This is a genomic window from Luteimonas sp. 100069 (genome assembly GCF_003813845.1).
Classification (GTDB): domain Bacteria; phylum Pseudomonadota; class Gammaproteobacteria; order Xanthomonadales; family Xanthomonadaceae; genus Luteimonas; species Luteimonas chenhongjianii.
On record NZ_RPFN01000001.1, the window covers coordinates 1,020,205 to 1,038,463 of the forward strand.

At 70.0% G+C, this 18,259-nt stretch carries 19 protein-coding genes; 10 read left to right on the forward strand and 9 right to left on the reverse strand.

Annotated elements, in window-relative coordinates:
• Window positions 1-176 precede the first annotated feature (176 nt).
• Complete coding sequence (locus tag EGK76_RS04520; RefSeq protein ID WP_233580152.1) at window positions 177-617, forward strand: sulfur transferase domain-containing protein; 441 nt, start codon at window positions 177-179, stop codon at window positions 615-617.
• 127 nt (window positions 618-744) lie between these two features.
• On the opposite strand, the gene EGK76_RS04525 is transcribed toward EGK76_RS04520, so the two are convergent.
• Window positions 745-1,101, reverse strand: a complete 357-nt coding sequence (locus EGK76_RS04525; protein WP_123831778.1) for a hypothetical protein — start codon at window positions 1,099-1,101, stop codon at window positions 745-747.
• Window positions 1,102-1,308: 207 nt separating this feature from the next.
• Here EGK76_RS04525 and EGK76_RS15620 point away from each other — a divergent pair, with 207 nt between their 5' ends.
• Window positions 1,309-1,623, forward strand: a complete 315-nt coding sequence (locus tag EGK76_RS15620; protein ID WP_233580153.1) for a hypothetical protein — start codon at window positions 1,309-1,311, stop codon at window positions 1,621-1,623.
• 216 nt (window positions 1,624-1,839) lie between these two features.
• On the opposite strand, the gene EGK76_RS04535 is transcribed toward EGK76_RS15620, so the two are convergent.
• From EGK76_RS04535 to EGK76_RS04545, 3 genes are all read right to left on the reverse strand, one after another.
• A complete protein-coding gene (locus EGK76_RS04535) occupies window positions 1,840-2,487 on the reverse strand; it encodes a TetR/AcrR family transcriptional regulator C-terminal domain-containing protein (protein ID WP_343205614.1) in 648 nt (215 codons plus the stop codon).
• Window positions 2,488-2,547: 60 nt separating this feature from the next.
• The gene (locus EGK76_RS04540; RefSeq protein ID WP_199730849.1) at window positions 2,548-3,357 is read right to left on the reverse strand and encodes a formate/nitrite transporter family protein; all 810 of its coding nucleotides are present in this window, start codon (window positions 3,355-3,357) and stop codon (window positions 2,548-2,550) included.
• 89 nt (window positions 3,358-3,446) lie between these two features.
• Window positions 3,447-4,337 (reverse strand): AraC family transcriptional regulator, encoded by an 891-nt coding sequence (locus tag EGK76_RS04545; protein ID WP_123831779.1) that lies wholly within the window; start codon window positions 4,335-4,337, stop codon window positions 3,447-3,449.
• A 139-nt stretch (window positions 4,338-4,476) separates the two neighbouring features.
• On the opposite strand from EGK76_RS04545, the gene EGK76_RS04550 reads away from it, so the two are divergent.
• The 3 genes from EGK76_RS04550 to EGK76_RS04560 all read left to right on the forward strand — a co-directional run bounded on the left by EGK76_RS04550 (window position 4,477) and on the right by EGK76_RS04560 (window position 8,707).
• Complete coding sequence (locus EGK76_RS04550) at window positions 4,477-5,232, forward strand: SDR family oxidoreductase (protein ID WP_123831780.1); 756 nt, start codon at window positions 4,477-4,479, stop codon at window positions 5,230-5,232.
• A 1,604-nt stretch (window positions 5,233-6,836) separates the two neighbouring features.
• Window positions 6,837-7,277, forward strand: a complete 441-nt coding sequence (locus EGK76_RS04555; RefSeq protein WP_123831781.1) for a DUF2231 domain-containing protein — start codon at window positions 6,837-6,839, stop codon at window positions 7,275-7,277.
• Window positions 7,274-8,707 carry a sorbosone dehydrogenase family protein gene (locus tag EGK76_RS04560; protein WP_123831782.1) on the forward strand — a complete coding sequence of 478 codons (1,434 nt, stop codon included), beginning with the start codon at window positions 7,274-7,276 and terminating at the stop codon, window positions 8,705-8,707. The genes EGK76_RS04555 and EGK76_RS04560 overlap by 4 nt, the downstream gene beginning before the upstream one ends.
• Before the next feature lie 278 nt (window positions 8,708-8,985).
• On the opposite strand, the gene EGK76_RS04565 is transcribed toward EGK76_RS04560, so the two are convergent.
• Window positions 8,986-9,390, reverse strand: a complete 405-nt coding sequence (locus tag EGK76_RS04565; RefSeq protein ID WP_123831783.1) for a RidA family protein — start codon at window positions 9,388-9,390, stop codon at window positions 8,986-8,988.
• A 136-nt stretch (window positions 9,391-9,526) separates the two neighbouring features.
• Between EGK76_RS04565 and EGK76_RS04570 the strand changes: the two genes are divergently transcribed.
• From EGK76_RS04570 to EGK76_RS04585, 5 genes are all read left to right on the forward strand, one after another.
• Window positions 9,527-10,453 (forward strand): LysR family transcriptional regulator, encoded by a 927-nt coding sequence (locus EGK76_RS04570; RefSeq protein ID WP_123831784.1) that lies wholly within the window; start codon window positions 9,527-9,529, stop codon window positions 10,451-10,453.
• Window positions 10,454-10,585: 132 nt separating this feature from the next.
• Entirely contained in the window at window positions 10,586-10,753 is a 168-nt protein-coding gene (locus EGK76_RS15350) for a hypothetical protein (protein WP_158613446.1), read from the forward strand.
• A gap of 253 nt (window positions 10,754-11,006) precedes the next feature.
• Window positions 11,007-11,774 carry a histidine phosphatase family protein gene (locus EGK76_RS04575; protein WP_096298769.1) on the forward strand — a complete coding sequence of 256 codons (768 nt, stop codon included), beginning with the start codon at window positions 11,007-11,009 and terminating at the stop codon, window positions 11,772-11,774.
• The gene (locus EGK76_RS04580; protein WP_096298767.1) at window positions 11,771-12,667 is read left to right on the forward strand and encodes an NAD(P)H-hydrate dehydratase; all 897 of its coding nucleotides are present in this window, start codon (window positions 11,771-11,773) and stop codon (window positions 12,665-12,667) included. Before EGK76_RS04575 ends, EGK76_RS04580 begins: the two co-directional genes overlap by 4 nt.
• Before the next feature lie 10 nt (window positions 12,668-12,677).
• Window positions 12,678-12,986 (forward strand): hypothetical protein, encoded by a 309-nt coding sequence (locus EGK76_RS04585; protein ID WP_096298766.1) that lies wholly within the window; start codon window positions 12,678-12,680, stop codon window positions 12,984-12,986.
• A gap of 257 nt (window positions 12,987-13,243) precedes the next feature.
• On the opposite strand, the gene paoC is transcribed toward EGK76_RS04585, so the two are convergent.
• The 4 genes from paoC to EGK76_RS04605 form a co-directional block, all read right to left on the reverse strand.
• Window positions 13,244-15,445: an aldehyde oxidoreductase molybdenum-binding subunit PaoC gene (paoC, locus tag EGK76_RS04590; RefSeq protein WP_123831785.1), complete on the reverse strand. Its 2,202-nt coding sequence runs from the start codon at window positions 15,443-15,445 to the stop codon at window positions 13,244-13,246.
• Complete coding sequence (locus tag EGK76_RS04595) at window positions 15,442-16,398, reverse strand: xanthine dehydrogenase family protein subunit M (protein WP_123831786.1); 957 nt, start codon at window positions 16,396-16,398, stop codon at window positions 15,442-15,444. The genes paoC and EGK76_RS04595 overlap by 4 nt, the downstream gene beginning before the upstream one ends.
• On the reverse strand, window positions 16,395-17,045 hold the full coding sequence (gene paoA, locus EGK76_RS04600) for an aldehyde dehydrogenase iron-sulfur subunit PaoA (protein WP_123831787.1): 651 nt from the start codon (window positions 17,043-17,045) through the stop codon (window positions 16,395-16,397). Before paoA ends, EGK76_RS04595 begins: the two co-directional genes overlap by 4 nt.
• Before the next feature lie 137 nt (window positions 17,046-17,182).
• On the reverse strand, window positions 17,183-18,190 hold the full coding sequence (locus EGK76_RS04605; protein ID WP_123831788.1) for an XdhC/CoxI family protein: 1,008 nt from the start codon (window positions 18,188-18,190) through the stop codon (window positions 17,183-17,185).
• Between the last annotated feature and the right edge of the window lie 69 nt (window positions 18,191-18,259).

The following is an 18,259-nucleotide window of genomic DNA, read 5'->3' on the forward strand; positions in this document are numbered from 1 at the left end:
ATCAGGCGCCGGGGTGGTTTTGGTTCACGACAGAAAGGGCGGAGCTTTCGATGACCATCCGATCCACTCCAGCACGTCTCCGTTTTGGGGTCGCAATCGCGCTGGTCCTCGCGTCCACCGCCTGCGCCGCGCCTGAAGACGGGCGGGCCGCACCCACCCACGACGAGGTGACGACCATGCAATCTCCCGTACTCGAACGCTTTGCCACGCCGGTCGCCGGCATCCACAGCGGGGGCCGGATCAGCGCCGACGATCTGCCCGCGCTGCGCGAGGCGGGCATCCGCCATGTGATCAACCTGGCGCCGGCTGCGGAGACGCCCGGCTTCGACGAGGCCGCTTCGGTGCGCGCGGCGGGGATGGGATACGACACCTTGCCCATCGCCGGGGCAGGCGATCTGGACCGCGCGGCGGTGGTGGCCTTCGACCGGCTGCTGCAGGCCGCCGACGGGCCGACGCTGGTGCACTGCGGAAGCGGCAACCGCGTCGGCGCGCTGGCGGCGCTGCGCGCGGCGTGGCTGCATGGTGCCGACGAGGAGGCCGCAGTGGAGGAGGGCCGGCGCTGGGGCCTGCGCGGGCTGGAAGGCGAGGTGCGCGGGCGCCTTGCACGCGAGCGCTGACAGGCCAACGCCCGCGATGGCGATGGCGATGGCGCGGTGGCTGTGACGCCCGCGCTGCTGTGACGCCCGCGCTGAGGCGGGCTGACGCTGGGGGATCACAGCCGCCATGGGGCGGCTGGTCTGCGGCTCAGGCCGCCATCTCCTCGCAATGACGTGCGCATTCGGCGCAGGCATCGGCGCAGCGCTGCATGGCGGGGTCGTCTTCGGCCATCGCGGCGCAGCTTTCGGCGCAGGCGCGGCAGATCGCCGCGCAGGCGGCGCAGGTATGCACGTGCACGTCGGCGCCGCGCAACATGGTGTCGGCGCTGGTCCTGCAGATGTCGGCGCAGGCCATCATCAGCGTCATGTGCGCGTGTTCCACGTGCCGGCCGGCCTGGCGCAGGCAGTGGGCGATGGTTTCCAGGCACATGGCATGGCAGGCGGTGCAGGCATGGATGCAGGCGTCGAGCTGTCCGGACTGAGCGGCGGCGTGGTCGTGAGGCATGGGGCTCTCCTGTCGGTGGGCTGTCCGCCCATTGCGGGCGCAGGCCCGTGGATGCGCTGTCGGTTTGCGGCAGGCACGGGGTGATGCGCTCCACGACGCGCTTCAGGGTGCGGGCGTCGTGACCGCCGATGACGGGGTTCGCGGGCGTCCGGGCCGTTCGGCACGCGGCTTGCAAGGGAGGCCCGTTATCCGTTTTCGAGCACCCGCATGTCGCACACCGCGCACTCCACCGTCATCGCCGGCCCCTGGGCGGCCCAGCCCCATGCGCCGGCCCGCCGGACGCCCGAGCGTCGCCGGGGCGCGCCATCGGCCGACACTGCCCCGCTGCGCGAAGGCCTGCGGCCGGCCCAGCTCGTCACGTTGGAAGCGCTGGAGATCTTCGGCTGGCGCCTGGCCTTCGTGCGCCGTCCGCTGTTCCAGGCGCCGATCCCGGTCCTGTTCGATCGGGCGGGCACGCGCCACGTGGTGATTCTCGAAGACGGGACCCTGGACGAACACCCCGTGTTGCCGTTGCGGACCTGATCGCACGCGTTTTGGCGTGGCGCCGCAGCAGGCGGCCTTCGCGCGTCGGAACCTTGGCGGCCTGGACCGCGAATGGCCACGCCAAGTGCGCTTCCGCGGCGTGAGCTCGATCCGTATCGGATGAGTTGAGGTGACGCACCCTGGCTGAGCCCCTCGGCGACCGACTCTTTACCCAGCGGGGTCACAGGCTCGCGTGGTTTCTTGCGCAGCCGCAACTCAATCGTCCGAATCAGGCCGCCCGTAACACGCCAGGAACATGTCCACGGCCGCTTCGCCCACCTGCGCCTGCTGCGCGGGCGTCAGCGCCGGCTGGCTCAACGTGATCTGCGGCCAGAACGCGAAGCCCTTCAGCAGGCCCTGCAGCTGCATGGAGGCGAACAGCGGGTTGTCGGTCTTCAGACGGCCATCCGCTGCGGCGGCGCGCACCCAGGTGGTGAGGCCTTCTTCGCGCTCGCCCATGCGCGCCACCATGTCGTGCGCGCGCTCGGGTGAGTGGATGGCGGCGGCGATGGCCACGCGGGCCAGATCGATGAAGTGCGGGTCGCGCAGCAGGGCGAGCTTCTGCTGCACCAGTTCCAGCAATTGCGGGCGCAGCGGCTGGTCGGGGCGATAGGCGAGGTCGAGGCCATCCATGCTGCGCGCGAGCAACTGCCGCAGGATCTCGGCGAACAGCTCGTCCTTGCTGGGGGCGCTCGGGCGCCCGCGCGGCAGCGGATGCTCGATGCCAAGCGCGACGTGATCGCCGAAGTGGCGCGGCGCACGGCCTCGAGCAGCGAATCGCGGCGGCGGATCGAGCAGCTCGCCGGTGCGCGCGACGCGGGAGACGATACGAGCGGCGCCTGAGGGCGAATGCGGACCGGTCACGGCGGCCGACCGCGGCGTGCATGCGGCAAGGCGCGCCAGCGCCGGCGCCCGTGGCCGCGCTTATTTGCCGCGCAGGTACACCGCCCAGTAGACGAGGCCGAGCGCGCCGCCGCCGATGATGTTGCCCAGCGTCGACCACAGCAGGTTGATGCCGGCGGCGCCCCACGACAGTCCGGCCGGCAGCGCCGCGCCGGTCGTCATCTGTGCCAGCAGGCCCAGCGGCAGCAGTGACATGTTGGCGATCGAATGCTCGAGGCCCAATGCGACGAAGGCGGCAACCGGCGGCACGATCACCGCCACCTTGTCGACCGCCGACTTCGCGCCTGCCGCCATCCACACTGCCAGGCACACCAGCACGTTGGCCAGGATGCCGCTGGCGAGGATGCCGAGCGCAGGTTTCGAGGCCTTCCCGGCCGCGATGTCGATGGCCGAGGTGGCGACGGCGCCATCGCCGGCAAGATGCACGCCTGCGGCCAGCGCGAGCGCCACCAGCGACAGCGCGCCGATGAAGTTCGCGATCCACACCACGCACCACGCCCGGGCCAGCTGGCCGATGCCGATGCGCCCGCGCGCCAGCGGCAGGGTCATCAGCGTATTGCCGGTGAAGAGCTCGGCGCCGGCCAGGATCACCAGGATCAATCCCAGCGAAAAACCGATGCCGGCCGCGATCTGCGCCAGCCCATACGGCAGGTCGGCGGCGCCGGCGCCGAGCAGGGCGGCCATCAGACTGCCGAAGCCGATGTAGGCACCGGCCAGCACGCCCAGCCCGATCATGTTGCCGGTGGGCAGCGTGGCCTTCTCGGCGCAGGTATCGGAGATCGCGCTGGCGATTCCGTCGGGCGTTTCCATCGCGGGCGAAGCGTCGGCCATGTCGCGGCATCCGTTACTGGGTGTCCGCAAGCTATACCCAGGCCGCGGTGAAGCGCGCGGCCATGCCGGCGGCGCCGCCTGCGCCGGCGTCAGGCGCGCGCGGTGCGCTGCGAAGCGGTTGCGCGGGCATCGGCCGCCGGCGTGCGGCCGAACATGCGCCCGTACTCGCGGGTGAACTGCGGCACGCTCTCGTAGCCCACCGCGTACGCCGCGCTGCCGGCTGGCAGGCCCTGCGACTGCATGAGCCGGCGCGCTTCGATCAGGCGCAGGTGCTTCTGGAACTGCAGCGGCGAAAGCGAGGTGACCGCCTTGAAGTGGCGGTGGAAGGCGGAGGCACTCATCCCAGCCTCGAGGGCGAGTGCATCGACCGGCAGGGTCCGGGCGAAATCGCGGCGCAGCCGTTTCACCGCGCGTGCGATGCGGTGCACATGGCCATCGGGCCAGCCGAGGCGGCGGATCGCGTGGCCGTGTCGGCCGGCCAGCAACCAGTAGTGCAGCTCCCGGATCCGCTGGGCCTGCAACACCGGCCGCGCCTGCGGCTGCTCCAGCAGTTGCACCAGGCGCAGCGCGGCATCGGCGACCTCCGGCTCGGTCGGCAGCACGCGCACCGGCGCGGTGTCCTCGTCCGGTGGCGGGCCCATCTGCGCGACCAGATCGGCGATCACCGCCGGATCGAGCTCCAGCACCAGGGAGCAATAGGGCGCAGCCGCACTGGCGCGGGTGATCTGGCTGACCGTGGGCACGTCCGCGGTGACGAGGAGCGAGTGGCCGGCCGCGAAATCGAACGCGCGCGTGCCAAAGGTGACGCGCTTGGCGCCTTCCAGTACCAGGCAGGCCAGCGGGCGTTGCACGTCGTGCATGAGTTCGCTCGGCGCGAGCGCACGCACGGCCATGAGCCCGGCAATGGGAGAGGGCGCAACACCGTTCGCGCTGGCATGGGCGTCGGCGTGGCGGCGGACAGCTTCGTGCAATGCGGACATGCGGCGATCGTAGCGCCGGTCGGTCAGGCCCGGGTGTCCGCCGACAGGAATCGGCAAGACCCGCGCAGCTTCCGGCAACCCGGTCGCGCAGGCGCCGCCCAGACTGCGTGGCAAGCCGATCACCCCCAAGGAGCCACCCATGTCCCGGATCACCCTCATCACCGGCGCCAGCCGCGGCCTTGGTCGCAACACCGCACTCGCGATCGCCCGCAATGGCGGCGACGTGGTGTTGACCTACCGCAACAATGCCGACGAGGCGCAGGCGACCGTCGCCGCCATCGAAGCGCTTGGACGCGACGCCGTGGCCCTGCAGCTCGACACCGGTGGGGCCGACGCGTTCCCCGGTTTCGTGGAACGCCTGCGCGCGGCCCTGCGCACGCGCTGGCAGCGCGACGACTTCGACAACCTCGTCAACAATGCCGGCCACGGCGACACCGCGCCGATCGCCGAGACCACCGTCGCCCAGTTCGAGCGCCTGGTGGACGTGCATTTCAAGGGCGTGTTCTTCCTGACCCAGGCGCTGCTGCCGGTGATCCGCGACGGCGGCCGCATCGTCAACATCTCCACCGGCCTCACCCGGTTCGCCTATCCCGGCTACGCCGCATACGCGGCGGCCAAGGCGGCGGTCGAGACCTTGAGTCTGTACATGGCCAAGGAATTCGGCCCGCGCGGCATCGCAGTCAACACCGTCGCCCCGGGTGCGATCGCAACCGACTTTGGTGGCGGCGCGGTTCGCGACAACGCGCAGATCAACGCCCAGCTCGCAGGCATCACCGCCCTCGGGCGTGTGGGCGTGGCGGATGACATCGGCCCGATGATCGCCGCGCTGCTGACCGACGCGAACCGCTGGGTCAACGCCCAACGCATCGAAGTCTCGGGCGGTCAGGCGATCTGAATCCAGAATCGACGTCGGGAGGCGCATTGCACCGAGCCCTGTGCCCGGAAGAGCGAGGGGAAGGGCAGCTTCTCGCGCAGTTGCACTAAGCCCCTCTCCCTCTGGGAGAGGGGTTGGGATGAGGGCAGCTTCCCCCGCGCAGCTGCACTGAGCCCCTCTCCCTCCGGGAGAGGGGTTGGGGTGAGGGCAGCTTCTCGCGCAACTTGTCATCCAAGTCCACACGTGTCGAGCAAGCCCGCGGATGACAAGGGCGCGACCGCATTGGGAACTGCACACACGCATCGGACGCGGCTGGCCTCCACCAGCTGACGCCGCAAGAGCGGGTTTTTTGAGAGGCGCCACGGCGTGTCGCGATCGGTTGCCCTCACCCCAACCCCTCTCCCGGGGGGAGAGGGGCCTTGGTTCGCTCAGGGGCGAAAGGATGGGCACCCGGGAAGGCACGCGGACATCCGGCTTGACCGATGCAAAGAACTGTCTTGCAAGGGCCTGCCGTAGCTGGCTCGCGCTCAGGCATCGGGCTCGGGTCCTAGCAACATCGAGGCACAAAAACAGTGTTTCCGAGAGGCGCCACGGCGTGTCGCGATCGGTCTGCCCTCACCCCAACCCCTCTCCCGGGGGGAGAGGGGCCTTGGTTCGCTCAGGGCAGAGAGGATGTGTACCCGTGAGGGGCACGGGGCCCATCCGGCTTGACCGATGCAAAGAACTGTCGTGCATGGGCTTGCCGTAGCGGCCCCGCGCTCAAGCATCGGGCTCCAATGGTCCTCGCAACTTAGGGGCTGCAAAAAAGGTGTTCCCGAGCGGCGCCACGGCGTGTCGCGATCGGTTTGCCCTCACCCCAACCCCTCTCTCCCGGGGGGAGAGGGGCTTCGGCTCGCGCAGGGCAGAGAGGATGTGTAGCCGGGAGGGGCACGGGACCCATCCGGCTTGACCGATGCAAAGAACTGTCGTGCATGGGCTTGCCGTAGCTGGCCCGCGCTCAAGCATCGGGCTCCGGTGGTCCTCGCAGCTTAGGGGCTGCAAAAAAAAAGGTGTTCCCGAGCGGCGCCACGGCGTGTCGCGATCGGTTGCCCTCACCCCAACCCCTCTCCTTGGGGGAGAGGGGCTTCGGCTCGCGCAGGGCAGAGAGGATGTGTACCCGGGAGGGGCACGGGGCCATCCGGCTTGACCGATGCAAAGAACTGTCGTGCATGGGCCTGCCGTAGCGGCCTCGCGCTCAAGCATCGGGCTCCGGTCCTAGCAACGTAGGGGGCACAAAAAAAGTGCTTCTGGGAGGCGCCACAGCGTGTCGCGATCGGTTGCCCTCACCCCAACCCCTCTCCCGGGGGGAGAGGGGCTCAGGTTCGCTCAGGGGCGAACGGATGAGCACCCGGAAGGCGACGGGTCGCATCCCCTTTGGCGAACCCGCAGGTGATCGAAGCCGCTGCTGCTGCCGATGCGCCGCCCGACGCCGACGGGAGCGGTCGCGATGGTTCCCGGTAGTCCGGCTCGCGCCGCGTCGAGTGGCCCGGCGCCGCCGTATTCACTGCCTCTTGCGACCCGATGTACGACTGTCTGCAAGGTCGCGCACTCGTTGACGCGCCGCTCCTTTCGTCGAAGAGACCGCCATGCATACACGCCCGGACGTCGTGACGCAGCCCTACCGGCCGCTGCACCCTCTGCACATGTTGCTGGTCACCAGCGCATTTCCCCTGTTTCTCGGCACCCTGGTCGCCGACATCGCCTACGCGAAGACCTACCAGATCCAGTGGACCAACTTCGCCTCATGGTTGCTCGTCGGGGCGATGGTGTTTGCGGTGCCGGCGCTGGTCTGGGCGCTCGTCTCCCTGATCACGCCGACCGCGCGCACCCGCGCGCGCTACATCTACGTCGGCCTGCTCGCGCTGACCTGCGTGCTGGGCTTCCTCAATTCGCTGGTCCATGCGATGGACGCCTGGCAGAAGATGCCCCAGGCGCTGGTGTGGTCGGTGCTGTGCGTGGCCTCGATTGTCGCGACGCTGTGGTTCGCGCTTGGCGGCACGCTGCGCCGTCGGGAGGTGATCGCATGAAGCGCTTCGAATCCAGCGGTCGCAGGACCGCGCTGCTGAGCCGCGCTCTGGTGCCGGCGTTGGCACTCGCACTTGCCGCCTGTGGCGGCACGCCGGACCAGACCTATGTGGGTACGTCGCCCGATTTGCCGAAACCGCACCGCGGCCTGTTTCCGGTGCTCAAGGTCTCGCCCCCGGCTGCGTGGGGCGACGAGCGCCCCCAGGTGCCGGAGGGCTATACCATCGAGGCGATCGCAGACAACCTGCTGATTCCCCGCCAGATGTTGATCCTGCCCAATGGCGACATCCTGGTCGCAGAGGGGCGCGGCGGCCGTGCGCCCAAGCTCACGCCCAAGGACGTCATCGCCGGGGTGATCAAGGCGCGAGGCAATACCCAGGTCGAAAGCGGCAACCGTCTGACCCTGCTGCGCGACGCTGATGGCGACGGTGCGTATGAGGGTCGCTCGATCTTCGCCGATGGTCTTGATGCTCCGTACGGGCTGGCCTACGCCGATGGTTCGATCTACGTCGCCACGCAGGACGCGCTGCTGCGCTTTCCCTACGCCGTTGGTGCGGTGACCGCGGACGGTGCGCCGCAGGAGATCACCAAGCTGCCCTCGGCGATCAATCACCACTGGACCAAGTCGTTGGCGATCAGCCCCGATGGCCGGTATCTCTACGTCGGCATCGGTTCGGACAGCAACATCACCGAGCGCGGTCTGCCGGTGGAGGAGAACCGCGCGCAGATCTGGCAGGTGGATGCACAGACCGGCTTCCACCGCGTATTCGCTACCGGCTTGCGCAATCCCACTGCACTCGCGATGCAACCGGGCATGGACCAGCTGTGGACGGTGGTCAACGAACGTGACGAGATCGGTGGCGAGCTGGTGCCCGACTACCTGACCAGCGTCCGGCCCGGTGGCTTCTACGGCTGGCCCTACAGCTACTGGGGCAAGAACGTCGACGAACGCGTGCGGCCGCAGGATCCGGAGAAGGTTGCCAGTGCGATCACCCCGGACTATGCGCTCGGTTCGCACGTCGCGGCGCTGGGTCTGGCGTTCTCGACGCCCGCGATGGGGCCGCAGTTCGCCAATGGTGTGTTCGTGGGCCAGCACGGCAGCTGGAACCGTGATCCGCCGGTGGGCTACAAGGTCTCGTTCGTGCCGTTCGTCGATGGCAGGCCTTCCGGTGAAGCGATCGACTTCGCGACCGGCTTCCTCGGTGAGGATGGCAAGGCGCGCGGCCGCCCGGTCGGCGTGGCCGTCGATCCACGCGGCGCGCTGCTGGTCGCGGACGATCTGTCGAACACTATCTGGCGCATCACACCGCCGGGTGGTGCGCAGGGTTCGCCGGCAGCGCCTGCTCAGCCGCAGCCCGGCGCCGCACCTGCGCAGCCGGCGGTAACGCCTGCGAACCCGCCGGGAACGGCCGGGCCTCCGCCAGCCGGCTGAGGTCGCCAGATAAGCTTGATGACGATGGGCCCTGCGGGGCCCATCGCCGTTAGCGTGGCGGGAAGTTCGATGTGTCACGCCAATCGAGTGGATCGTCCGGTCAGCACCACCATGTCGTCCTGGCGCGGCGACTGGCGCGCGTTGCCGCCGCGGGATTCGGGCCGTGCGAACCGCCTTCCCCGAGGAGGGAAGGGTGCGTTCAAGGCGCCTTCGACAAGAGGGACTCTGCGATTCCGGCTCCCTTGCGGGGGAGGAGAGCAACCGCCCGCGCCCAGCGCTCAGCTGGCAGCAGCCTCCGGCAGCTTCGCCACCACCTTGATCTCGAAGTCGAAGCCCGCGAGCCAGGTCACGCCGACGACGGTCGCGGTCGGAAACGGCGCCGCGCCCCAGTACTCGGGGACGATCGCCCAGGCGCGTTCGAAGCGGCTGGCCGGATCGATCATGAAGACGGTCACGTCGACCACGTCGTCGAAGGTGCAACCGGCCGCCGCCAGCACGGCGTTGAGGTTTTCGAACGCGCGGCGTACCTGCAGTTCGAACTCCGGTTCGGGCGAACCATCTTCGCGGCTGCCGACCTGCCCCGAGACGAACAGGAACCCGTCCGCGCGGACGGCTGGCGAATAACGGTGGCGCTCGTACAGCGCATGGCGGTCAGCGGGGAAAACGACGTCACGTGTTGCCATGGATATCTCCTCGGGGCCGGTGCGGCCCGTGTGTCTGCGATCGATCCAGTCTGTTGCGCCCCGCGCCGGCGATAAACATGGAGGTCCGTCCTGCACTGTTCGTAGAATGCGAACAATCCCCGCAGCTGGACCCCGAATGGACCGTTTCGACGCGATGCAGGCGTTCGCCCGGGTGGTGGAGGCGGGCAGCTTCACCAAGGCGGCCGAAACGCTGCACATCAGCCGCGCCACGGTGACCCAGCTGGTACAGCAGCTCGAGGCGCGGCTGCGGGTCAGGCTGCTCAACCGCACGACGCGCCGGGTGGCGGTGACGGCCGATGGCGCGGTGTACTACGAGCGCGTCGTGCGCTTGCTGGCCGACCTCGATGATGCCGAGACCAGCCTGTCGAGCGCGGCGCGCGCGCCGCGTGGCCGCCTGCGGGTGGACGTGCCCAGCCCCTTCGCGAGGTTGATCCTGGTGCCGGCATTGCCGGACTTCCACGCGCGCTATCCCGAGATCCAGCTCGATCTGGGCGTCAGCGACCGGCGCATCGATCTGCTTGGCGAGAACGTCGACTGCGTGGTGCGCGGCGGCACGATTACCGACCAGTCGCTGGTCGCCCGGCACGTCGGCGATCTGCAGCTGCGCGTGCATGCGGCGCCGTCATACCTGCAACGCATGGGCACGCCGGCGCATCCGCGCGAACTCGAAGACTCGCAGCACCGCATCCTCGGCTTCCTGTGGGAGCGCACGGGCAGGCCCTTGTCGTTCGCGATGCGGCGGGGCGCGGAGGCGGTCGACGTGCACGGGCGATATGTCGTGGCCGTGGATGACGGCAACGCCTATCTGGCCGCCGGCCTCGCCGGCCTGGGTGTGTTGTGGCTACCCGATTACATGGCCAGCCCGCACGTGGACAGCGGCGCGCTGGTGCCGCTGTTCGAGGAGTGGACGCTCGCGCCGATGCCCATGTCGGTGGCGTTTCCGCCGAACCGGCACGTCAGCGCGAAGCTGCGGGTGTTCATCGACTGGATCGTCGAGTTGATGGCGCCGCATGCGCTGCAACGGCCGGTGGCGCCGCGCTGAGGATTCGGCGATGCCCCCCGCGGTGCGCCGCGGCCGCGGACCCATGGCCCCCGCGGAGTTTCCCCGCGCAAGCCGCGCTGCGTTCACGACATGCGCGGTAGCGTCGGTGCCCCCAGTATCGAGGGCACAGCCATGAAGCCACAGGACGAGACGAAGCCGCAGCCGGACACACAGGCGCCGCACCCCGAACCCGACCAGAAAGCGGGCATCGACAGTGAAGTCGGCGATCTCGACCCGGACGCCGATGACGACGAGGACACGCTGCCGGGCCGCGCAGGTGGCGGACTCGCAGGCGGTTGAAGCTGCGGACGCGTGGCGCTCTTGCGCCGCCACGCCTGCGTCCGTGCATGCGCCGGGCCGGGATTCGCACGCCCTTGACGATCTGCTCGCGACGCTCCACTGCCGCCCACTGGACATGTCGATGACGAAGTTCGATCACGCGCCACCCCGCATGCGCGCGAAACAGGCCTGGGTCGCCGCCGGCGCCGAGGGCCCCGGCCCGGATGCGATGCCTTCGGACACGTCGCATCGCTTGCATGGGCCGCGCTGAGCGATGGCCCGTCTCCGCCATACCGATTGGCCGGACCAGCTGTGGATCGTCCGGCATGGCCAGAGCGCAGGGAACGTCGCGCGCGACGCGGCTGAACTCGCGCAGACCCACCTGATCGACATCGACACCCGCGATGCGGACACGCCGCTGTCCGAACTCGGCCATCTCCAGTCACGGGCGCTGGCGGCGTGGTTCGCGGACCTGCCGCCGGGGCGTCGGCCGAACGTCATCATGACTTCGACCTTCGTGCGCGCGCAGCAGACCGTGCATCCGGTCGCCGATGCGCTCGGGATCGATCGCAGCGACATCCTCGTCGACGAGCGTCTGCGCGAGAAGGAGTTCGGCGTGCTCGACCGCTACACGGTGGCCGGCATCCTCGCGACATTCCCGGCACTCGCCGCGCAGCGCGCCGCAGTGGGCAAGTTCTACTTCCGTCCGCCCGGCGGCGAGAGCTGGTGCGACGTGATCCTGCGCCTGCGCAGCGTGACCGAAGTGCTGCGCCGCGATCACGTCGGCGACCGGGTGCTGATCGTCGCCCACCAGGTCATCGTGAACTGCTTCCGCTACCTGCTCGAATGCATGGACGAGGCCCGGATCCTCGAGATCGATCGCAACGCCGATGTGCCCAATTGTTCGATCACCGAGTACGCGCTGGATCGCGAGGATCCCGAAGGCCGGTTCACGCTGCGGACCGCGAATCTGGCCCTCCCGCTCGAGGAAGCCGGCGCGCCGGTGACCACGGCGTCCGATACGCCGGCTGGCCCGCGATGAAAGCGGCACTCCGCGGCGCCGCGACCGGCGACCCGCGCAGGGTCGATGCCGCTTTGCTCAAAGGCTGGCCGCTGCCCGATCCGCGCGCCTCCACCAGCAAGGAGGATCGTGGCCGGGTGCTGGTCATCGGCGGCAGCGTGCAGATCCCGGGCGCGGCCATGCTGGCGGGCATTGCTGCGCTCCGCGCCGGCGCCGGGAAACTGCAGGTGGCGACGGCACGCAACGCGGCGCTGCCGATGGCGATCGCATTGCCGGAGGGCAAGGTGATGGGTCTGCCCAGCGATGCGTCGGGCAATATCCGTACGCTGGGCCAGGAGGGCGCGGAGGCCGTGCGACACGCCAGCGCGGTGCTGGTCGGTCCGGGCATGGACTCCAGTGAGGCGACGCGTCGCGTCGTGGCCTCCGTTCTGGCTGCGGCATCGTCCACCGTGGTGCTGGACGCGGGCGCACTCGATCTAGCCGCGCTGCGTGGCGAGAGCCGCCGACGCAGCAGCGCGACGCTGGTGCTGACCCCGCACGCAGGCGAGATGGCCGCATTGCTCGACACCGACGAGGACGCGATCGCGGCGGACGCGGCGCGGATCGCCCGCGAATGCGCGCAGGTCTGGGGCATCGTGCTGGCGCTCAAGGGCCCGACCACGCATATCGCCGCGCCGGACGGGCGCATGTGGATCAACACCGCCGGCAGTGTGGGGCTGGGGACATCCGGATCGGGCGACGTGCTGGCCGGGCTGATCGCCGGTCTCGCTGCGCGCGGGGCGACACCGGAGCAGGCGGCCGTCTGGGGCGTGCATCTCCACGCGAAGGCCGGCGCGCGGCTGTCGCGACGGCTGGGGCTGGTGGGCTTTCTCGCCCGCGAGATCAGCGGCGAGGTTCCGGGCCTGATGCCATGAGGGCTGCACCATGCACCTGATCCAGTTGTTTCTTCCCCTCTACGACAATGCCGGCAGAGGTTTCGAACGCGAGATGTTCGACACCGTGCGGCGCGAGCTGACCGATCGTTTCGGCGGGGCCACGGCCTATGCCCGTGCGCCGGCACGCGGCGACTGGGAAGACGCCGATGGCGAGGTCCAGCGCGATGACGTGGTCCTTTTCGAGACCATGACCGACATTGTCGACCGCGACTGGTGGGCCAAATACCGCAGCACGCTCGAGCAGCGCTTCCGGCAGGACCAGGTGCTCGTCCGGGCGACATCGGTCGAGATGCTTTAGCGGTTTGCGCGATCGCTGCCGCAGCGCTTGGCACGAGCATCGCGGTCGACCCGGAATGCGCCGATCAGTGGATTGAGCCTGCCGCTGCCCGCGGTGTGAAGCCCGCCTTGTGGTCCTGCCAGGCGGGTCCGGTGCGCACCAGGCCCGGAGCTGGATCACGATGGCCGCTCCTCGCGCCAATCTGTCTCCGGCGGGCGAGGGCACCGCGGTGCAGTGCCGGTGCATACGCATTCGCACGCGACCACTTCAGCGCTGGATCAGGCGGCGCCGGGCAGGTGATCGATGAGCTTGTCGAGCGTGATCGGGTAGTCGCGCACGCGGATGCCGGTCGCGTTGTGGATCGCATTGGCGATGGCCGCTGGCACGCCGCACAGGCCCAGTTCGCCAACGCCCTTGGCCTTCATCGGTGAACTGTCCGCGTCGGCCTCGTCCAGGAACACGACGTCCTGCTCGGGGATGTCGGCATGCACCGGCACTTCATAGCTGGTCAGGTCGTGGTTGACGAAGAAGCCCCGGCCATCGTCGACAACCAGTTCCTCGCACAGCGCCGCGCCCACGCCCATCGTCATCGCGCCGATCACTTGGCTGCGCGCCTGCTTGGGATTGAGGATGCGGCCCGCGGCGCAGACCGCAAGCATGCGCCGCACGCGCGTCTCGCCGGTCAGCGCATCGACAGCCACTTCGACGAAATGGGCGGCGAAGGTGCTGATCTGTTTGCACTCGTCGAGATCGCCGAACTCGATGGCGTCCTGGACCACGATCTGGCCGTCGCCTGCCGCCTCGCCCAGTGGCACCGATCGCCCGTCCGCATGCACGCGCCCATCGAAGAACTCGGCCGTCGAGGGATCGAGTTCCAGGCGCGTGGCGACGACCTCGCGCAGCTTCATGCAGGCTGCGTAGACGCCTGCGGTGGCGCTGTTGGCGCCCCATTGGCCGCCGGAGCCGGCGGACACCGGGAAATCCGAGTCGCCGAGCCGCACCTCGATCGCCTCGACAGGCAGGCCCATCGTCTCGGCCGCGGTCTGGGCGATGATCGTGTAGCTGCCGGTGCCGATGTCGGTCATGTCGGTTTCGATGGTGACCCGGCCATCGCCGTCCAGGCGCGCGCGCGCCCCGGACTTCATCACCGGCGCGTTGCGGAAACCGGCCGCCATGCCCATGCCGACCAGCCAGCGGCCCTCGCGCACGCTGCCGTGCGGCTTGCGCCGCGCCCAGCCGAACCTTGCCGCGCCCTGGCGCAGGCATTCCACGAACTGCCGCTGCGAGAACGGTCGCCCGGGCTGCTCGGGATCGACCTGGGTGTCGTTGCGGATGCGGAACTCCACCGGATCCATGCCGAGCCTGTCGGCCATCTCGTCCATGGCGATTTCCAGCGCCATCATCCCGGGCGTCTCGCCGGGCGCGCGCATGGCGTTGCCCTCGGGCAGATCGAGCGTGGCCAGGCGTAGCCTGCTCATGCGGTGCTCGCCCGCGTAGAGCAGGCGGGTCTGCTGGACGGCAGGCTCCGGGCCGCCGCCCGCCAGGTCCCCGGACCAGCTTTCATGGCCGATCGCGGTGATGGTGCCGTCGCGGGAGGCGCCGATGCGGATGCGCTGCTCCGTGGCGGGGCGATGGGTGGTGTTGTTGGGAATCAGCGGCCGGTGCAGCGCGACCTTCACCGGGCGCTTGGCGGCACGTGCGCCCAGCGCCGCGAGCACGGCGTCCGCGCGCAGGAAGAGCTTGGCGCCGAAACCGCCGCCGATATAGGGCGAGACGACGCGCACCTTGTCGGCATGGATGCCCAGGGTGCGGGCGAGGTCGCTGCGCCACCAGTCGATCATCTGCGACGAGGTCCACACCGTGAGCCGGTCGCCGTCCCAGTCCGCGAGGCTCGCCATCGGTTCCATCATCGAATGCGACTGGTCGGGCGTGGTGTAGGTGGCGTCGAGCGTGATCTCGGCCGCGGCGAACGCACCTTCGAAATCGCCGACTTCCGAATCGGGTGGAATCTCGCTTTCCTGCGGTGTGACTGCATGGGGTGTTTCCCGTGTCAGCGAATAGCGCCCGGGCTCGCGCACATACGCCACGCGGACCAGGCCGGCCGCGGCGCGCGCCTGCTCGAAGGTCTCGGCGACGATCAGCGCGATCGCCTGGTGGTAATGCTCGATCTGCGGGCCGCCAAGCAGGCTGGCGGTGTTCTTCTTGCCCTTGCCGAGCGGTCCGGCGTTTGCAGCAGTGACCACGGCGATGACGCCCGGCGCGCGCTCCGCGGCAGAGATGTCGATGGAGGCGAGACGCCCCTTGGCGATCCCGGCGCCCACCACGTGACCGTAGGCGGCGCGCTCGGCGACGTCGTGCCATTCGTAGGCGTAGGTCGCGGTGCCGGTGACCTTGCGCGGGCCGTCGATACGGTCCAGCGGCTGGCCGACCACGCGCATGCGGTCGATCGGGTTGGCGCCTGCGGGCGTGTCGAACTTCATGCGCTGGCCTCTGCATCGGCAAGCGCCGCAGCGAGCGCGCGCTCGGCGAGGCTCAGCTTGAAGCGGTTGTCTTCGGTGGGCGCGGCACCTTCGAACAGGCGCAATGCCACGGCTGCGGCACCGCGTGGCAGCTCGGCATCGGCCTCCGCCCGTCGCCAGGGCTTGTGCGCGACGCCGCCTACCGCGACACGCCCGCTGCCGTCGTCCTGCAGGATCAGCGCCACCGAAACCAGCGCGAATGCATACGACGCGCGGTCGCGCACCTTGCGGTAGACCTGGCGCCCGCCGACCGGCGGCGGCAGGAGCACCGCCGTGATCAGTTCGCCGGCCTCGAGCACGGTTTCGCGCTGTGGGGTATTGCCGGGCGCCAGGTAGAAATCGTGGAGTGCGATCCGACGCGTGCCACCGTCCGCACTCACGGTTTCGACCACCGCATCGAGCGCGCGCATGGCGACGGGCATGTCGCCCGGATGGGTGGCGATGCAGTCGGGGCTGTGGCCGATGATCGCCAGCTGGCGGCTGTAGCCGTCGCGCGCGCCGCAGCCGCTGCCCGGCAGGCGTTTGTTGCACGGCTGGTCGGTGTCGTAGAAATACGGACAGCGCGTGCGCTGCAGCAGGTTGCCGGCGGTGGTCGCGCGGTTGCGCAGCTGACCCGACGCGCCGGCGAGCAGGGCGCGCGACAGCAGCGGATAGTCCGCGCGCACGCGCTCGTCGGATGCGAGGTCGGTGTTGCGCACCAGCGCACCGATGCGCAGCCCGCCTTCGTCGGTCGATTCGATGGAATCGAGCCCGAGCGCGTTGACGTCGATCAGGTGCGCCGGCGTCTCGATCTCCAGCTTCATCAGGTCGAGCAGATTGGTGCCGCCGGCGATGAACTTCGCGCCCGGGTTGCGCGCCGCGGCGGCCGCGGCGGCGGCCGGAGTGGCGGCGCGTTCGAAGCCGAACGCCCTCATGCGTCGGCTCCACGGCGGGTGTTGCCGGCCACGTCCTCGATCGCATCGAGGATGTTGGCGTAGGCGCCGCAGCGGCACAGGTTCCCGCTCATCCGCTCGCGGATCTCGGCGCTCTCCAGCGCCGGCGGGGCGGTGAGGTCGGCGGTGACGTGGCTCGGAATGCCGTCGCGGATCTCGTCGAGTACCGCCACCGCCGAGCAGATCTGGCCGGGCGTGCAGTAGCCGCACTGGTAGCCGTCATGCTTCACGAACGCGGCCTGCATCGGATGCAGCCGGCCCGGCGTGCCGAGACCTTCGATCGTCGTCACCCGCGCACCTTCGTTCATCACCGCGAGCGACAGGCAGCTGTTGATGCGCCTGCCGTCGACGATCGTCGTGCAGGCGCCGCACTGGCCATGGTCGCAACCCTTCTTGGTGCCGGTGATCTGCAGCTCCTCGCGCAGCAGATCGAGCAGCGTGGTCCGGGTGTCGACCTCGCGTTCGACCTGTCGGCCATTGACCTCGAGTGCAACGCGCTGCCGGACCGGAGGGCGAGCAGGCGCGGGCGAGGCCGCGGAGTTGGCCGCCTGGGCGACTGAAGGCAGAGCGACTGCGCCGGCTGACGTGGCGCCGGCCTTGAGCACTTCGCGGCGGGTGAGGGGCGACATGGACACTCCTGGGGCTGGCTCGAGGGCTGGCGTGCGTGGGCGTGCAAGCGACCGAGGATGCCGGCAGGCGTGTTGGCAGCCGGTCAATGCGACGCAGCCACCCATGCGGCGTCCGCGCGCCGGACGCCGCGCGCTGCCTACGGCCGCTGCTGTGCGCCGCGCCACTGCTGCAACTGCGCGGCAATGCTCAGCGCGATCGCTTCGGGCCCGCGACCACAGCCGGGCAGGCCCACCGGGGAGTGGAGCCGTCCGGCGAGGGCCTCCCGCTCGGGCGCGCGCAGCAGCTTGAACAGGTCCGCGCGGCGGCGCTCCGGGCCCAGCAGGCCGATCCACGGAATCGGCGTACCCGCCAGCGTGGCCAGCGCATCACGGTCGGCCTCGAAGCCGTGATGCATGACGAGGGCGACATCGGTATCGGGGTGCGCCGCCACGGCGTCCTCGGGCGGCAGGTCGAGGATCGGAAAGCCCGTGCCGGCAGCCTCGCGCCAGCGTGCGCGATGCTCGCAGACCATGACCCGCCAGCCCAGCGAGTGCAGCAGCGGCGCCAGCGCGGGCATCTCCGGGCCCGCGCCGAGGATCAGGGCCTTGGGCGCCCGCGGCAGGGCCAGTGTCCAGTCCTGTCGTGCGCGCTCGGGGGCATTGCCGGGGCGCAGTGTCCACGACCAGGCGCGGCCGTCGAGGCGCAGGTGCACGGCGCCGTCCATCTGCAGCGTCATCAGCAGGGTGCAGGCACCACCGAGCCAGGCCTGCATCGCATGCTCCGCGCCCGGCAGCGCGGCCAGCGGCAGCAGCGCGAGGAGCTGCTGGCCCCGGCATCCCTGCGCCGATCCCGAGAACATCGCCTCGTCATCGAGGGTGTCGATCTCCAGCCATTCGATCGTGCGTGAGTCCGCCGCGGCCGCAGCCGCCCGGGCGATGTCCGGTTCGACGCAGCCGCCGCTGATCCATCCCGTGCGCGGCGCATCCCCGAACAGCGCGAGTGTGCCGCAGGCTGCGTAGGTCGAGCCCATGGTCTCCACGACGATCGCCAGCACCGGACGTCGACCTGCCTGGAGTGCGTCGAGCGCTGTGCGCAGCACGGCGGCGGGATTGCCGTCGGGAAAGCGTCCCGGCCCGCAGGCCAAGGGGTCGGTGGCATCGGCCATCACGCCGGCTCCGCCCGCGCGGGTCGGCGGGATTCCGCATCAGCGACCGCCCGGCCTTGCTCGGCAACT

Bases quoted from the DNA above. Each gene is read 5' to 3' on its own strand.
- EGK76_RS04520 (WP_233580152.1), top strand. From the start codon at position 177: ATGCAATCTCCCGTACTCGAACGCTTTGCCACGCCGGTCGCCGGCATC.
- EGK76_RS04525 (WP_123831778.1), bottom strand. From the start codon at position 1,101: ATGCCTCACGACCACGCCGCCGCTCAGTCCGGACAGCTCGACGCCTGC.
- EGK76_RS15620 (WP_233580153.1), top strand. From the start codon at position 1,309: ATGTCGCACACCGCGCACTCCACCGTCATCGCCGGCCCCTGGGCGGCC.
- EGK76_RS04540 (WP_199730849.1), bottom strand. From the start codon at position 3,357: ATGGCCGACGCTTCGCCCGCGATGGAAACGCCCGACGGAATCGCCAGC.
- EGK76_RS04545 (WP_123831779.1), bottom strand. From the start codon at position 4,337: ATGTCCGCATTGCACGAAGCTGTCCGCCGCCACGCCGACGCCCATGCC.
- EGK76_RS04550 (WP_123831780.1), top strand. From the start codon at position 4,477: ATGTCCCGGATCACCCTCATCACCGGCGCCAGCCGCGGCCTTGGTCGC.
- EGK76_RS04555 (WP_123831781.1), top strand. From the start codon at position 6,837: ATGCATACACGCCCGGACGTCGTGACGCAGCCCTACCGGCCGCTGCAC.
- EGK76_RS04560 (WP_123831782.1), top strand. From the start codon at position 7,274: ATGAAGCGCTTCGAATCCAGCGGTCGCAGGACCGCGCTGCTGAGCCGC.
- EGK76_RS04565 (WP_123831783.1), bottom strand. From the start codon at position 9,390: ATGGCAACACGTGACGTCGTTTTCCCCGCTGACCGCCATGCGCTGTAC.
- EGK76_RS04570 (WP_123831784.1), top strand. From the start codon at position 9,527: ATGGACCGTTTCGACGCGATGCAGGCGTTCGCCCGGGTGGTGGAGGCG.
- EGK76_RS15350 (WP_158613446.1), top strand. From the start codon at position 10,586: ATGAAGCCACAGGACGAGACGAAGCCGCAGCCGGACACACAGGCGCCG.
- EGK76_RS04575 (WP_096298769.1), top strand. From the start codon at position 11,007: ATGGCCCGTCTCCGCCATACCGATTGGCCGGACCAGCTGTGGATCGTC.
- EGK76_RS04580 (WP_096298767.1), top strand. From the start codon at position 11,771: ATGAAAGCGGCACTCCGCGGCGCCGCGACCGGCGACCCGCGCAGGGTC.
- EGK76_RS04585 (WP_096298766.1), top strand. From the start codon at position 12,678: ATGCACCTGATCCAGTTGTTTCTTCCCCTCTACGACAATGCCGGCAGA.
- paoC (WP_123831785.1), bottom strand. From the start codon at position 15,445: ATGAAGTTCGACACGCCCGCAGGCGCCAACCCGATCGACCGCATGCGC.
- EGK76_RS04595 (WP_123831786.1), bottom strand. From the start codon at position 16,398: ATGAGGGCGTTCGGCTTCGAACGCGCCGCCACTCCGGCCGCCGCCGCG.
- paoA (WP_123831787.1), bottom strand. From the start codon at position 17,045: ATGTCGCCCCTCACCCGCCGCGAAGTGCTCAAGGCCGGCGCCACGTCA.
- EGK76_RS04605 (WP_123831788.1), bottom strand. From the start codon at position 18,190: ATGGCCGATGCCACCGACCCCTTGGCCTGCGGGCCGGGACGCTTTCCC.